Annotated in this window: 14 protein-coding genes, 2 tRNA genes and 1 pseudogene; 15 read left to right on the top strand and 2 right to left on the bottom strand. The window is 66.1% G+C overall.

Annotated features, from left to right (window positions below):
• Nucleotides 1-32 precede the first annotated feature (32 nt).
• Nucleotides 33-365, bottom strand: a pseudogene (locus WGH93_RS12060) (MerR family transcriptional regulator); the annotation flags it as partial.
• A gap of 311 nt (nucleotides 366-676) precedes the next feature.
• On the opposite strand from WGH93_RS12060, the gene WGH93_RS12055 reads away from it, so the two are divergent.
• Together WGH93_RS12055 and katG are read left to right on the top strand one after the other, a co-directional pair.
• A complete protein-coding gene (locus WGH93_RS12055) occupies nucleotides 677-1,027 on the top strand; it encodes an Mpo1-like protein (RefSeq protein ID WP_374765141.1) in 351 nt (116 codons plus the stop codon).
• 232 nt (nucleotides 1,028-1,259) lie between these two features.
• Nucleotides 1,260-3,491: a catalase/peroxidase HPI gene (katG, locus tag WGH93_RS12050; protein ID WP_374765140.1), complete on the top strand. Its 2,232-nt coding sequence runs from the start codon at nucleotides 1,260-1,262 to the stop codon at nucleotides 3,489-3,491.
• Nucleotides 3,492-3,830: 339 nt separating this feature from the next.
• On the opposite strand, the gene WGH93_RS12045 is transcribed toward katG, so the two are convergent.
• A tRNA-Thr gene (locus WGH93_RS12045) sits at nucleotides 3,831-3,905 on the bottom strand.
• 163 nt (nucleotides 3,906-4,068) lie between these two features.
• On the opposite strand from WGH93_RS12045, the gene WGH93_RS12040 reads away from it, so the two are divergent.
• The 13 genes from WGH93_RS12040 (at nucleotide 4,069) to WGH93_RS11980 (ending at nucleotide 12,562) form a co-directional block, all read left to right on the top strand.
• Nucleotides 4,069-4,296 carry a hypothetical protein gene (locus tag WGH93_RS12040; protein ID WP_374765139.1) on the top strand — a complete coding sequence of 76 codons (228 nt, stop codon included), beginning with the start codon at nucleotides 4,069-4,071 and terminating at the stop codon, nucleotides 4,294-4,296.
• Nucleotides 4,296-4,850, top strand: coding sequence for a dCTP deaminase (gene dcd, locus WGH93_RS12035; protein ID WP_374765138.1), 555 nt, complete (start codon nucleotides 4,296-4,298; stop codon nucleotides 4,848-4,850). The genes WGH93_RS12040 and dcd overlap by 1 nt, the downstream gene beginning before the upstream one ends.
• 75 nt (nucleotides 4,851-4,925) lie before the next feature.
• A complete protein-coding gene (murA, locus tag WGH93_RS12030) occupies nucleotides 4,926-6,224 on the top strand; it encodes a UDP-N-acetylglucosamine 1-carboxyvinyltransferase (protein ID WP_374765137.1) in 1,299 nt (432 codons plus the stop codon).
• Between the two features lie 101 nt (nucleotides 6,225-6,325).
• Complete coding sequence (locus WGH93_RS12025; protein WP_374765136.1) at nucleotides 6,326-6,778, top strand: DUF2948 family protein; 453 nt, start codon at nucleotides 6,326-6,328, stop codon at nucleotides 6,776-6,778.
• Nucleotides 6,779-6,848: 70 nt separating this feature from the next.
• Nucleotides 6,849-7,511, top strand: coding sequence for an ATP phosphoribosyltransferase (gene hisG / locus WGH93_RS12020; RefSeq protein ID WP_374765135.1), 663 nt, complete (start codon nucleotides 6,849-6,851; stop codon nucleotides 7,509-7,511).
• On the top strand, nucleotides 7,495-8,805 hold the full coding sequence (hisD, locus tag WGH93_RS12015; RefSeq protein WP_374765134.1) for a histidinol dehydrogenase: 1,311 nt from the start codon (nucleotides 7,495-7,497) through the stop codon (nucleotides 8,803-8,805). Before hisG ends, hisD begins: the two co-directional genes overlap by 17 nt.
• Nucleotides 8,806-8,810: 5 nt before the next feature.
• On the top strand, nucleotides 8,811-9,308 hold the full coding sequence (locus tag WGH93_RS12010) for a UPF0262 family protein (RefSeq protein ID WP_374765133.1): 498 nt from the start codon (nucleotides 8,811-8,813) through the stop codon (nucleotides 9,306-9,308).
• Nucleotides 9,309-9,357: 49 nt separating this feature from the next.
• The gene (locus WGH93_RS12005) at nucleotides 9,358-9,774 is read left to right on the top strand and encodes an arsenate-mycothiol transferase ArsC (protein WP_374765132.1); all 417 of its coding nucleotides are present in this window, start codon (nucleotides 9,358-9,360) and stop codon (nucleotides 9,772-9,774) included.
• Between the two features lie 115 nt (nucleotides 9,775-9,889).
• Nucleotides 9,890-10,108, top strand: coding sequence for a translation initiation factor IF-1 (infA, locus tag WGH93_RS12000; protein WP_374765131.1), 219 nt, complete (start codon nucleotides 9,890-9,892; stop codon nucleotides 10,106-10,108).
• Between the two features lie 3 nt (nucleotides 10,109-10,111).
• Nucleotides 10,112-10,813, top strand: a complete 702-nt coding sequence (locus WGH93_RS11995) for a Maf family protein (protein WP_374765130.1) — start codon at nucleotides 10,112-10,114, stop codon at nucleotides 10,811-10,813.
• Complete coding sequence (locus tag WGH93_RS11990) at nucleotides 10,806-12,206, top strand: ribonuclease E/G (RefSeq protein WP_374765129.1); 1,401 nt, start codon at nucleotides 10,806-10,808, stop codon at nucleotides 12,204-12,206. Before WGH93_RS11995 ends, WGH93_RS11990 begins: the two co-directional genes overlap by 8 nt.
• A 15-nt stretch (nucleotides 12,207-12,221) precedes the next feature.
• Complete coding sequence (locus tag WGH93_RS11985; protein ID WP_374765128.1) at nucleotides 12,222-12,410, top strand: DNA gyrase inhibitor YacG; 189 nt, start codon at nucleotides 12,222-12,224, stop codon at nucleotides 12,408-12,410.
• A gap of 77 nt (nucleotides 12,411-12,487) precedes the next feature.
• Nucleotides 12,488-12,562: transfer RNA gene (locus WGH93_RS11980), tRNA-Phe, on the top strand.
• The last annotated feature ends 164 nt before the right edge of the window (nucleotides 12,563-12,726 follow it).

Below are 12,726 nucleotides of genomic sequence, written 5' to 3'. Positions count from 1 at the left end.
CCGCCTTGCCCTGAATCCCAAACCAGATTGTTCAAAAGCGATACGAAGCCCGACAGCTCATTGATGGTGGCGTTGATGTCGTCCCGCTGGGCTTCCAGATCGCGGATACGCTCGCGGCACTTGTCGATGGTCACCTTGCGCTGGGTTTCGCGCCCGTCGCCAAGGTCATAAAGGTCCAGCATGTCGCCGATTTCGCTCAAGGAGAACCCCACCCGCTTGCCGCGCAGTATCCAGGCGATGCGCGCCCGATCCGTGGCGGTATAGATGCGGGTCTGTCCGTCCCGGCGCGGGCTGATCAGGCCCTGATCCTCATAATAGCGCAGAGTGCGGGACGTAACGCCGAAATCCCGGCTCAGGTCCTGAATGCTGTAGGTGCGCGCCGCGCCCTTCGCCCCGGCGGTCTCGCCGGGCGGGCTTTGGTCCGCGTGGTCCGTGCCTCGCGGCAGGGGTCTGATATGTGCTGTCTGGCGCATGGCCGGTCGTCCTCCCGCCTTTTTGGTAGTTGACGCTTACGTAAACGTCAACCTGTTTCCATGGTCGTGGCGGAGCCCCTGATTTTGCGGGCCTTTCAGGAGCGCCGCGCCGAAGGCCTGCCGCTTTCCCTCGCCATCCGTGTGCGAATCGGCTATGCTGCAACCCTTGCACAGCTTCATGACGCTTTGAGGGAGGGCGCATCATGGCGGCACCGGCCTTTGACAGTTTTCGGGCGTTTTTCCCCTATTATCTGGCGGAACACGCCAACCCCACCTGCCGACGGCTGCACTATGCGGGCACCACGCTGGGCAGCGCGGTGGCGCTTTATGCCGTCATCACACAGACATGGGCGCTGCTGCTGCTCTATCCGGTGATCGGCTATGGCTTTGCCTGGGTGGGGCATTACCGGTTCGAACACAATCGCCCCGCCACGTTCGATTATCCGCTCTGGTCCCTGATGGGGGACTATAAAATGCTGGCGCTTGCCGCCACGGGCCGCCTGAAAGAGCCCCTGATGGCTGGTATCCGCAAGCACGGCAAACAGGCGCATTGACAGGGCCGATCCGGGGGTGGGGCGCTGTTGATCGCCCGGCTCACTCACACTTTGCAAGCTAATCACTTTCCCTTTTCCGGCGGGGCGCGTCAGGATCGGGGCTGTTGGTATCGGGCTCGGTGCCGGGCCGGGGGAAAGCGCCCCGCCACGCGGTAAGCCGAGCCGTTCACGCCGCCCTGTTTGTGGTCTTGAGTATGGGCTGCCCTGTCTTCAACCGAGGGAGGATGATCTCATGCTCAAAAAAACCATATCCGCCGCCATTCTGATGGCCGTGGCCGGTACGCCCATGGCGGCCCATGCCTGGCCATCCATGGCCGACAAGGAACCCAAATCCGTGCAGCACTGGTGGCCCGACAGGGTCGATCTGCACGCGCTGCGCCAGAACGCCACCGTGTCCGACCCCATGGGCGCGGATTTCAACTATGCAAAGGCGTTCAGCACCATCGACCTTGATACCCTGAAGGGCGAGCTGAAGGAACTGATGACCACCTCGCAGGACTGGTGGCCCGCCGATTACGGCCATTACGGCCCCTTCTTCATCCGCATGTCCTGGCACGCGGCGGGCACCTATCGCACGTCCGACGGGCGCGGCGGTGCCGGGGGCGGCCAGCAGCGGTTCGAGCCGCTCAATAGCTGGCCGGACAATGCCAGCCTGGACAAGGCGCGCCGTCTGCTGTGGCCGCTGAAACAGAAATATGGTCGCAGCATTTCCTGGTCCGACCTGATCGTGCTGGCGGGCACCGTGGCCATGGAGGACATGGGCTTCAAGACCTTCGGTTTTGGTGCCGGTCGGGTGGACGACTGGGAACCGGAACGGGTCTATTGGGGCCCGGAAGCGGAAATGCTGGGCCGGGAACGCTATGACGACGGCGACAATCTGAAAGACGGGCTGGGTGCCAGCCAGATGGGCTTGATCTATGTGAACCCGGAAGGGCCGGGCGGCAAGCCGGACCCCATGGCCGCCGCCAAGCAGATTCGCACCACCTTTGCCCGCATGGCCATGAATGACCGCGAAACCGTGGCCCTGATCGCCGGTGGCCACACCTTCGGCAAGGCGCATGGCGCCCACAAGCCGGCAGAGTGCGTGGGCCGGGAGCCCGCCGCCGCGGGCGTTGAAAAACAGGGCCTTGGCTGGGAAAACAGGTGCGGCACCGGCAAGGGCGCGGATACCGTGACCAGCGGCCTTGAAGGCGCCTGGACCGCCAGCCCCACCGCCTGGACCACGCAATATCTGGATAATCTCTTTGGCTTCGAGTGGGAGCAGACCAAATCCCCCGGTGGCGCCACGCAGTGGGTGCCCAAGGACGGCGCCGGGGATGGCATGGTGCCGGATGCCCATGATCCGGAGAAATTCCACGCCCCCATCATGTTCACCACGGACCTGTCATTGAAGGTGGATCCGGCCTATCGCAAGATCGCCAAGGAGTTTCAGGAAAACCCCGAAGCGTTCGAGGAAGCCTTTGCCCGCGCCTGGTTCAAGCTGACCCACCGGGACATGGGGCCGAAATCCCGCTATCTGGGGGATCATGTGCCGGAAGAAGACCTGCTCTGGCAGGACCCGCTGCCGGAAGCGGACTACACGCTGATCGACGAGTCGGACATTGCCGACCTGAAGGCGCACATTCTCGATACCGACCTGACCGTGCCGGAACTGGTGCGCACGGCCTGGGCGGCGGCCTCATCCTATCGGGACAGTGACATGCGCGGCGGTGCCAATGGCGCCCGCGTGCGGCTGGCCCCGCAAAAGGACTGGCCGGTGAACGACCCGGACGAGCTGGCCCGCGTGCTGGACGTGCTGGAAGATGTGCGCGCGGACTTTAACGACGATTTGGGCGGCGGCAAGCAGGTCTCGCTGGCCGATGTTATCGTCATTGGCGGCGCCGCCGCGGTGGAAAAGGCCGCCGCCGAGGCGGGCCATGACATCACCGTGCCAGTGGCGCCGGGCCGCACCGATGCCAGCGCCGAGCATACCGACGCGGACGCCTTCGCCCCGCTGGAACCGAAAGCGGATGCCTTCCGCAACTATATGGCGGACGGGCTCGATGCCGCCCCCGCGCATATGATGATCGACCGTGCTGATCAACTGGCGCTCACCGTGCCGGAAATGACCGTGCTGGTCGGCGGGATGCGGGCGCTGGATGCCAATACCGGCGGCGCGGACCACGGCGTGTTCACGGATCGGCCCGGCGTGCTCAGCAATGACTTCTTCGTCAATCTGCTGGACATGAACACCAAATGGGCGCCGTCCGGCGATGATGACGGTGTGTTTGAGGGTCGGGACCGCCAGAGCGGCGACCTGAAATGGACCGCCACGGAAGCGGACCTGGTGTTCGGCTCCAACTCAGAGCTTCGGGCCGTGGCCGAGGTTTATGCCTTTGCCGATGGCGAAGACAAGTTCGTGCAGGACTTTGTGGACGCCTGGGTGAAAGTGATGCGCCTCGACCGCTTCGACCTGCGCCGCTGATCCGGCCCACAGCCTGAAAACCATGACCGGCGCTTCCCCGGAGGCGCCGGTTTCTCGTGCGCCTCACGCCAAGAGGACCATTGCTCCGGCGTTGCTTCTACAGGCGCCCGTTCAGGGGGCCTGAGGCCGCGACTGCGGCCCGCCGCCCGTGCGGCGCCGTCGCGGAGCGCGTGCGCAGCACGCTTGCGTGAGCGGTGAAGGGAACATTGCTCCGGCGCCGCCTCTACCGCCATCCCGCCATTGCGCGGGATGAGCGGAGGCCACAAGCGTGGCCCGCCGCCCGTGCGGCGCCCTCGCGGAGCGCGTGCGCAGCACGCTTGCGTGAGCGCAAAAAAATCATGGTGCCGCTGGAGAGAATTGAACTCTCGACCTCACCCTTACCAAGGGTGCGCTCTACCACTGAGCTACAGCGGCCCGTCAGGCGGGGACACCCGAACGGTGCCGTCCGGGGCTTGGCGGGCATATGCCAGAGCCGGGCACCGGATGCAAGGGGGATTTTGCTAAAAAGCGGCGGTGTGGGGTCGTCTTTGCCAGTTAGGGCTTGAAAACCCAAAGGCGCCCGCGCATTCATACTGTTATGAAGCAGGGTAGTACATCCGGCAAATCGGGCGCGGCGAACCGGCAGGATCGGCTGGCCCGGCAGTTGCGCGCCAATCTAAGGCGGCGCAAGCAGCAAAATCGCGCGCGCACCACGCCGTCCGCCCCCGCGCCGTCCACGGCACAGGGCGACGAAGGGCAGGGCGAGGGGGAGCCGGGCGACGCGGGCGGGCCACCGGGCGGGCCGGACAAAGGGGGAGAGAGCTGATGTCGATCATGTCCGACAAGTGGATACGCCGCATGGCTTTGGACCATGGCATGATCGAGCCGTTCCAGGACGGCCAGGTGCGGGGGGATTGCATCTCATACGGTCTGTCGTCCTATGGCTATGACGCCCGCGTGGCGCCGGAATTCAAGATATTCACCAATGTGGACAGCGCCATAGTGGACCCGAAGAACTTTTCCCCCAAAAGCTTCGTGGACCGGAATCAGGATGTGTGCATCATCCCGCCCAACAGCTTCGCGCTGGCCCGCACGGTGGAATATTTCCGCATTCCCGACGATGTGCTGGTGATATGCCTGGGCAAGTCCACTTATGCCCGCTGCGGCATCATCGTGAATGTGACACCGTTGGAGCCGGGCTGGGAAGGCCATGTGACGCTGGAATTTTCCAACACCACACCGCTGCCCGCGCGCATCTATGCCAATGAGGGGGTGGCCCAGTTCTTGTTTCTGCAAGGCAATGAACCGTGCGAAACCAGCTATAAGGCCCGTGCGGGCAAATATCAGGGCCAGCGCGGCGTGACACTGCCCCGGATCTGATCCGCTGCCCCATTCCCGCCATCTGCACTGCTATGCTTGGCGTGCGATACCGTTCCGTTCAAGAGGCCCCGACCCATGGAAAAACTCGTCATTGAAGGGGGGCACCGGTTAAAGGGCAGCCTGCCCGTTTCCGGCGCCAAGAATGCGGCCCTGCCGCTGATGTGCGCGGCCCTGCTGACCGACGCGCCCCTGACCCTGACCAATCTGCCCCGGCTGGCGGATATCGCCACGCTCGGCGAATTGCTGAACCATATGGGGGTGACGGTCACAACTCATGGCAAGCAGCTTGGCGGTCGGCGGCTGGCGGGGCGCAGCCTGACCTTCGATGCGGCGGACATCACCGACACGGTGGCGCCTTATGACATCGTGCGAAAGATGCGCGCCTCCATTCTGGTGCTGGGGCCGCTGGTGGCCCGTGCCGGGGAAGCGGTGGTTTCGCTGCCGGGCGGCTGCGCCATTGGCAACCGGCCCATCGATCTGCACCTGAAGGCGCTGGAAGCCATGGGGGCGGATATCACGCTGGAACATGGCTATGTGCGGGCCAGCGCGCCGCGCGGGCTGACCGGCGGCACGGTGCGTTTTCCCTTCGTATCGGTGGGGGCGACGGAAAACGCCCTGATGGCGGCGGTGCTGGCGCGCGGCACCACCGTGATCGAAAACGCCGCGCGGGAGCCGGAAATCGTCGATCTGGCGGACTGCCTGACCGCCATGGGCGCGAAAATCCGGGGCGCGGGGCACGAGACCATCACCATAGACGGCGTGGACCGGCTGACCGGCGCCACCCACGACGTGATGCCGGATCGGGTGGAGGCGGGTTCCTATGCCATCGCCGCCCTGATGACGGACGGGGACCTGACCCTGAAGGGCGCGCGGGCCGACCATATGGGGGCCATCATCGATGCCCTCAGGGCGGCGGGCGGCCTGGTGGACATGGCGGATGACACCACCACTGCGGACCTGCATGTGCGCCGCGCCGGGCCGCTTTCGGGCTTCAATCTGGTCACGCAGCCCTTTCCCGGTTTCCCAACGGACATGCAGGCCCAGTTCATGGCGCTGGCCAGCATTGCCGACGGCGCCAGCGTGATCACCGAAACCATCTTCGAGAATCGCTTCATGCACGTGTCCGAACTGGTGCGGCTGGGGGCGGATATCACCATCACCGGCAACAGCGCCACGGTGCGCGGGGTGCGTCGGCTGGTGGGCGCGCCGGTCATGGCCACCGATCTGCGCGCCAGCATGAGCCTGTGCCTGGCGGCGCTGGCGGCGGACGGCGAAACCCATATCAACCGGCTGTATCATCTGGACCGTGGCTATGAACACCTTGAGGAAAAGCTGCGTCACGTCGGGGCACAGGTTGATCGCGTGCCTGCTTGAGCCTATGGTGCAGCGCACAGGCCCGGCATATGAACAGGCCCGGCGCGCGAAGGGTGTCGCCCGCCGATCGGATCACCACTGGCCCGGAGACGGCTTTACCCATGAGTCAGCCCCTGAAACTGATGGCCCGCACCGCGGAAGACCTGACCGTCCTGTCCAGCATCATGCAGGATGCCACGGTGCGCGTGGGCGACATGGCGTATGAAAAGGGGGCCGCGCGGTTCACCCTGATCGCCAACCGGTTCTGCTGGGAAAAGCGGGCGCTGTTCGGCCTCAAGCGGCAACGCGTGCGCGCGGCGCTGCATTTCAATGCCGTGCGCGCGGTGAAATCGCGAAACATCCCAGAGGATGAAGACCATGTGCTGAACCTGCTCGCCGTGCGCGGCCATGGGCTGGAGCCGGGGGCCGACAGCGGTGAAACGGACCTGGAGCTGCTGCTGTCCTTTTCCGGGGACCGGGACGTGGCGTTGACCGTGGAGGCGCCGGACGTGATTTTGACCGATCTGGGCCCGCCCTGGCGGGCCAGGCGCCAGCCGCGCCACGGCGCCGCCTGAACCGGGCTGGCAGGATAGGCTGGCGGGACGTATGCCCCGTATGACGAACACTGAGACAAGGGATCAGCTTATGACCGAGAAACTGGTGCTGGCGCTGCCCAAGGGCCGCATCCTGAAGGAAGTGATGCCGCTGGTGCGCCGGGCCGGGCTGGAGCCGGAAGCGGCCTTCGATGACCCGGATTCCCGCCAGTTGCAGTTCGCCACCAACGACCCGGATGTATCCATCATCCGGGTGCGCGCCTTTGATGCGGCCACGTTCTGCGCCTTTGGCGCGGCGCATCTGGCGGTGGTGGGCAATGACGTGTTGCAGGAATTCGATTATGGCGACCTGTATTCCCCGCTGGATCTGGATATCGGCCATTGCCGCCTATCCCTGGCGGTGCCGGAGGGCGCGGATCACACCGCCTCGGCGCGTCGGTCGCACATTCGGGTGGCCACCAAATATCCCAATCTGACCCGGCGCCATTTTGCCGCGCGCGGGATTCAGGCGGAATGTATCAAGCTCAATGGCGCCATGGAACTGGCCCCGGCGCTGGGCCTGTCGGAACGGATCGTCGATCTGGTGTCCACCGGCGGCACGCTGAAGGCCAATCATCTAAGGGAAGTGGAAGTGCTGACGCATATCACGTCCCGGCTGGTGGTGAACCGCCCCGCCTTCAAGAAAAACCCCGGGCCCGTGACCCGATGGATCGACCGGTTCAGAAAGGCGGTGGCCGATGACGCGGCGGCTTGACGCGAACGCGCCCGACTTTGAGGCGGCCTTTGCCAACCTGCTGGACGGGCGCCAGGACGATGCGGCGGATGTGAGCGATACCGTGCGCGGCATTATTGCGGACGTGCGCGCCCGCGGGGATGCGGCGCTGGTGGACCTGACCACCCGGTTCGATCGTTTCACGCTGGATGTGGACGGGCTCGCGCTGGACCGGGCCACGCGGGACAGTTTCGCCGATCAGGTGGATCGGGAAACGCTGGCCGCGCTGGAAATGGCGGCGGATCGCATTAGGGCCTTCCATGCGCGGCAGAAGCCGGAAGGGCTGGATTACACGGATGCGGCGGGCGTGCGGCTCGGCCAGCGCTGGTCGGCGGTGGAGGCGGCGGGGCTGTATGTGCCCGGCGGCACGGCCAGTTATCCGTCCTCGGTGCTGATGAACGCCTTGCCGGCCAAGGTGGCAGGCGTGGACCGGCTGGTCATGGTGGTGCCCACGCCGGACGGGGTGATCAACCCGCTGGTGATGGCCGCGGCCCGCGTGGCGGGGGTGGACGAGATTTACCGCGTCGGCGGCGCTCAGGCCGTGGCGGCGCTGGCCTTTGGAACCGGGCGCATCGCCCCGGTGGACAAGATTGTCGGGCCGGGAAACGCTTTCGTTGCGGAAGCGAAACGGCAGGTGTTTGGCCGCGTGGGGATCGACACCATTGCCGGGCCGAGCGAAATTCTGGTGGTGGCGGATGGCGATAATGACCCGGACTGGATCGCCGCCGACCTGCTGTCGCAGGCGGAGCATGACACCGCCGCCCAGGCCATTCTGATCACCGATGACGCCGCCTTTGCCGACCGGGTGACGGTCAGCATCACCGAAACGCTCGCCCGGCTGGACCGGCGGGACATTGCGGGCGAAAGCTGGCAGCGCTTCGGCGCCATCATCACCGTGCCGGACCTTTCCGATGCCCCGGCGCTGATCAATCGCATCGCGCCGGAGCATCTGGAACTGGCCGTGGCGGACCCGGACGCGCTGATGGCGCGGGTGCGCCATGCGGGGGCGGTCTTTCTGGGCCGCCATACCCCGGAAGCCATGGGCGATTATGTGGCCGGGCCGAACCATGTGCTGCCCACGTCCCGCGCGGCGCGCTTTTCCAGCGGCCTGGGCGTGACCGACTTCATGAAGCGCACCACTTTTGTGGGCTGCGGCGCGTCTGGCGCGGCCCGGATCGGCGATGCGGCGGCACGGCTGGCCGACGCGGAAGGGCTTGGCGCCCATGCATTGTCCGTTCGGCTGCGGCTTTCCGGCAATGGCGCCGGGGAGGGCTGAGCGTTTTGGCGGATCACCGGCTCATCTCCGTCGATCTGGACGAATCCACCATGGGCCGGTGGAGCGCGGACGTGGAGCACGAGCGCCGCGTGGCCATATTCGACCTGCTGGAAGAGAACAGCTTTCGGCTGGTGCACACGTCCGACCCGGATTATGAAGGGCCGTACAAGCTGTCGCTGGCCAAGCAGGAAGGGCGGCTGGTGTTCGATGTGTTCACCGATGATGATCGTCCGCTGATGAGCTTCCGGTTGTCCATGTCGCCGCTTCGCCGGGTGATCAGGGATTATTTCGCCATTTGCGACAGCTATTACGAGGCCATTCGCAGCGCCAGCCCCAGCCAGATCGAGGCCATCGATATGGGCCGGCGCGGCCTGCACAATGAGGGAAGCGAGCAGCTTCGGGACCGGCTGGACGGCAAGGTGACGCTGGATATGGACACGGCGCGGCGCCTGTTCACGCTAATTTCGGCATTGCACATGACCGAGGCCAAGGGCAGCCGCTGAGCGCGCGGCGCCGGGCCGGGACTGTGATCATGAAGGGGGAGGGCGCAGGGTGAAAAGCCTTCTGTTCGTCTGCAATCAGAATGCGGTGCGCAGCCCGATGGCGGAAGCGCTGGCCCGCCAGATGGCGGCGCCGGGGCTACATGTGGCGTCTGTGGGGCTGGTGCCCGGTATGCTGGACCCGTTTTCCGTGGCCGTGATGCGGGAGGCGGGCATCGATATCGCCGACCATGCGCCCAGGGCGCTCAACCGGGTGGACCTGGCCGACTTTGACAGGGTGGTGGCCCTGACAGACGGGGCTCTGGGGGCGATGCAGCGCGCGCTGGGCCCGGACAGCGGCAAATTGCTGCACTGGCCCATTCCCGATCCGGGCGCGGATGACGGCAGCCGGGCGCAGCTTCTGGCCGCCTATCGCAGCGTGCGGGATCAATTGAAGCGCCGGATCGCCGCCTTGCTGGCTGAGGCTTAAACATCTTGCATTTTTGCCTGCGGTCCATCATGTATGGCCCCAAATTGGATGGGCGCGGGGCGCGCGGGCGATGGTGCCCGGACCTGCTGCCCCATGACGAGGAAACGGAGAGTTCATGGCTAAGGAAGAAGTGCTGGAAATGCGCGGTACGGTGGTTGAGCTGCTGCCCAACGCCATGTTCCGGGTGGAACTGGAAAATGGCCACGAAGTGCTGGGCCATACTGCCGGCAAGATGCGCAAGAACCGCATCCGCGTGCTGGCCGGGGATGAGGTTCTGGTGGAACTCACGCCCTATGACCTGACCAAGGGCCGCATCACCTACCGCTACAAATAATCCATGCCCGGCTTGGAGCCTGACAACCCCGGCGCCCAATCGGCCACGCCCGGCACCGGTCTGGGTACCGGCCCCCTGGCGGCGGGCACAGCCGCGCGCCGCCTGATTCTGGCATCCGGGTCGCCACGCCGCCGTGATCTGCTGGCGCAGATAGGCGTGGTGCCGGATCATATCCTGCCCGCTGATATAGACGAAACCCCGCACCGGGACGAGCGCCCCCGCGCCTATGCCGAGCGCATGGGCCGGGAAAAGGCCGCCGCTGTGGCACCCCATGCGGACGGCGCCCTGGTGCTGGCCGCCGATACGGTGGTTTCCGCCGGGCGCCGCATTCTGCCAAAGGCGGAAGACGCGGCCACGGCGCGGCAATGCCTGGCCCTGTTGTCCGGCCGCCGTCACCGGGTCACCACCGGCATGGCGCTGGTGCTGCCGGGCGGGCGCACGCTGACCCGGCTGGTGGAAAGCGTGGTGGCGTTCCGGCCTTTGGGGGCTCAGGACATGGCCCGCTATCTGGCCAGCGGTGAATGGCACGGCAAGGCCGGGGGCTATGCGGTGCAGGGGCTGGGTGCCATGTTCGTGCGCTATCTGTCCGGGTCTTATTCCAATGTGGTGGGCTTGCCGCTGTTCGAGGTGGCGGGCTGGTTGAACGCCCATATGGTGGGCGCCAGCGATCGCGGTGGCCCGGCGGCGGAGGTGGTCGATGACTGATCGTCTGCTGATCGAGCCTGGCATCGGGCAATGGCGCAGCGCCCATCTGGGCGAAGACGATCTGCCGCTGGATGTGCATTTCCACGACGACCCCGCCCTTGGCCCGGCTCTCGGCCCCGTGGATGCGGTGATGGACGGCGTGGTGCGTCGGGTGGACGGTGCCCTTGACATGCTGTTTCTGGACCTGGGCGCGGGCCGCACCGGCGTGATGAATTTCCGCCGCGCCCGCCTGATGGCCCGCGACGCCCGCGCCGTTGCCGACTGCGCCCGCGAGGGCGACCGCCTGCGGGTGCAGGTGGTGGCGGAACCGGGGGAGCGCTTCGACAAGGGGTTCCCGGTTACTCCCAGGCCCAAACTGGCCGGGCGCTATGTGGTGGTGGAAAGCGGCAAGGGCCGGCTCAATTTCTCCAAGGATATTTCCCCAAAGATGCAGGCCGCCCTGTCTGACCGGCTGGCGCCGCTGGCCACATCCGCCGCCGTGGTGGTGCGCGGGCGGGCCGAAAACGTGGCCGCCGACCATGTGGTGGCCGAGGCCGAGCGGCTTGTGGGCGCCTTGCAGGGCGCGCCGGGGGAGCCGGGCCTGCGCTTTGCCTGGACGCCCGCCGAGCAGGCGCTTCTGGTCGCGGATGACGGGGACGGGGCGATTCTGGTGGATGGGGGCCCGGCGCACCGGGAGCTTCTGGCCCTCGCGCGGCGACACTGGCCTGATCTGGTCCCGCGGATCGTGCGCCATGACGGGGCGGAGCCCGCCTTCGAGACCTTCGGGGTCGATGAAGCCATTGACGAGGCGCTGGCGGAGCGGATCGACCTGCCATCGGGCGGCTGGATCGGGATTGAAGAAACCCGCGCGCTGACCACGGTGGATGTGAATATGGGCGCGGCACTGGCCAGCCTGTCGCCCGCCGAGGCCAAGCGGCAGGTGAATATGGAAGCCGCTCTGGCGGTGGCCTTTCATCTGCGCTTTCAGGATATTGGCGGCCTGGTGGTGGTGGATTTCATCGATTGCAGCAAGGCCGTGACGCAAGCGGTGATCACCGTGCTGGACAGGGCGCTTCGGGATGATCCGGTGCCCGTGCATCATGGCGGCATTTCGCCCTTCGGCCTGATGGAATTCAGCCGCAAGCGGCGGGGGCGGTCCCTGCGCCAACGCATGTTGAGCCCCGGCATACCCCGCCCGGCGCCGGATATGCAGGTGCTGGACCTGCTGCGCCGCGCTGCCCGGCTGGGCCGGGACAAGGCGCCGGGCACACTGGTGCTCACCCTGCCGCAGGCGGCGGCCCGCTGGCTGGAAGCGCATCCGGCCCTGCTGGATGGTCTGGGGCAGGAAACCCATCGTCAGGTGCGGCTGGAAACGGGTCGCGCCGTGGATGTGGCCCTGCTGCCGGATCGCTGATCAAGGAAGGTGGCCATGCATTCATCCAGACCAACCCGGGCTCGCTGCCCCGAATGTGGCAAGCCCACCACGGTTGACTATCGCCCTTTCTGCTCCCGACGCTGTGCCGATCTGGACCTGGGCAAGTGGTTTGGCGGCGCCTATGTGCTGCCCGGCGAACGGGAAGCGGCAGACCCCGCGGACAGCGACGGCGACGAAGGCTGAAAAAACCTTCAGCCAAGGGCTGGACAGGCCCGCCCATATTCGCTAAAAGCCCTCGCACACAGCCCAGTAATACCCATGCCCGGGTAGCTCAGGGGTAGAGCAGCGGATTGAAAATCCGCGTGTCGGTGGTTCGATTCCGCCCCCGGGCACCATTAAAAAGCCCCCGCCGTCAGGCGGGGGTTTTTTAATGGGGCCTGTGGCAGCGGCAAGAACCACTGTTCGGTCGCGCAGCGGACGGCTTGCAACAGCGAGCCGTCATTCCGCCGCACCAACGGTCCCGCCTTTCCGGGCCCGCCATCAGGCGGGGGTTTTTTAA

The organism is Yunchengibacter salinarum (assembly GCF_037658235.1).
In the GTDB taxonomy this organism is placed as follows: Bacteria; Pseudomonadota; Alphaproteobacteria; order Sphingomonadales; family Kordiimonadaceae; genus Yunchengibacter; species Yunchengibacter salinarum.
This window is presented reverse-complemented; position numbering and strand designations above follow the sequence as displayed.

Excerpts from the sequence above, each read along its gene's own strand:
- WGH93_RS12055 (WP_374765141.1), top strand. The coding sequence starts at position 677 with ATGGCGGCACCGGCCTTTGACAGTTTTCGGGCGTTTTTCCCCTATTAT.
- katG (WP_374765140.1), top strand. The coding sequence starts at position 1,260 with ATGCTCAAAAAAACCATATCCGCCGCCATTCTGATGGCCGTGGCCGGT.
- WGH93_RS12040 (WP_374765139.1), top strand. The coding sequence starts at position 4,069 with ATGAAGCAGGGTAGTACATCCGGCAAATCGGGCGCGGCGAACCGGCAG.
- dcd (WP_374765138.1), top strand. The coding sequence starts at position 4,296 with ATGTCGATCATGTCCGACAAGTGGATACGCCGCATGGCTTTGGACCAT.
- murA (WP_374765137.1), top strand. The coding sequence starts at position 4,926 with ATGGAAAAACTCGTCATTGAAGGGGGGCACCGGTTAAAGGGCAGCCTG.
- WGH93_RS12025 (WP_374765136.1), top strand. The coding sequence starts at position 6,326 with ATGAGTCAGCCCCTGAAACTGATGGCCCGCACCGCGGAAGACCTGACC.
- hisG (WP_374765135.1), top strand. The coding sequence starts at position 6,849 with ATGACCGAGAAACTGGTGCTGGCGCTGCCCAAGGGCCGCATCCTGAAG.
- hisD (WP_374765134.1), top strand. The coding sequence starts at position 7,495 with ATGACGCGGCGGCTTGACGCGAACGCGCCCGACTTTGAGGCGGCCTTT.
- infA (WP_374765131.1), top strand. The coding sequence starts at position 9,890 with ATGGCTAAGGAAGAAGTGCTGGAAATGCGCGGTACGGTGGTTGAGCTG.
- WGH93_RS11995 (WP_374765130.1), top strand. The coding sequence starts at position 10,112 with ATGCCCGGCTTGGAGCCTGACAACCCCGGCGCCCAATCGGCCACGCCC.
- WGH93_RS11990 (WP_374765129.1), top strand. The coding sequence starts at position 10,806 with ATGACTGATCGTCTGCTGATCGAGCCTGGCATCGGGCAATGGCGCAGC.
- WGH93_RS11985 (WP_374765128.1), top strand. The coding sequence starts at position 12,222 with ATGCATTCATCCAGACCAACCCGGGCTCGCTGCCCCGAATGTGGCAAG.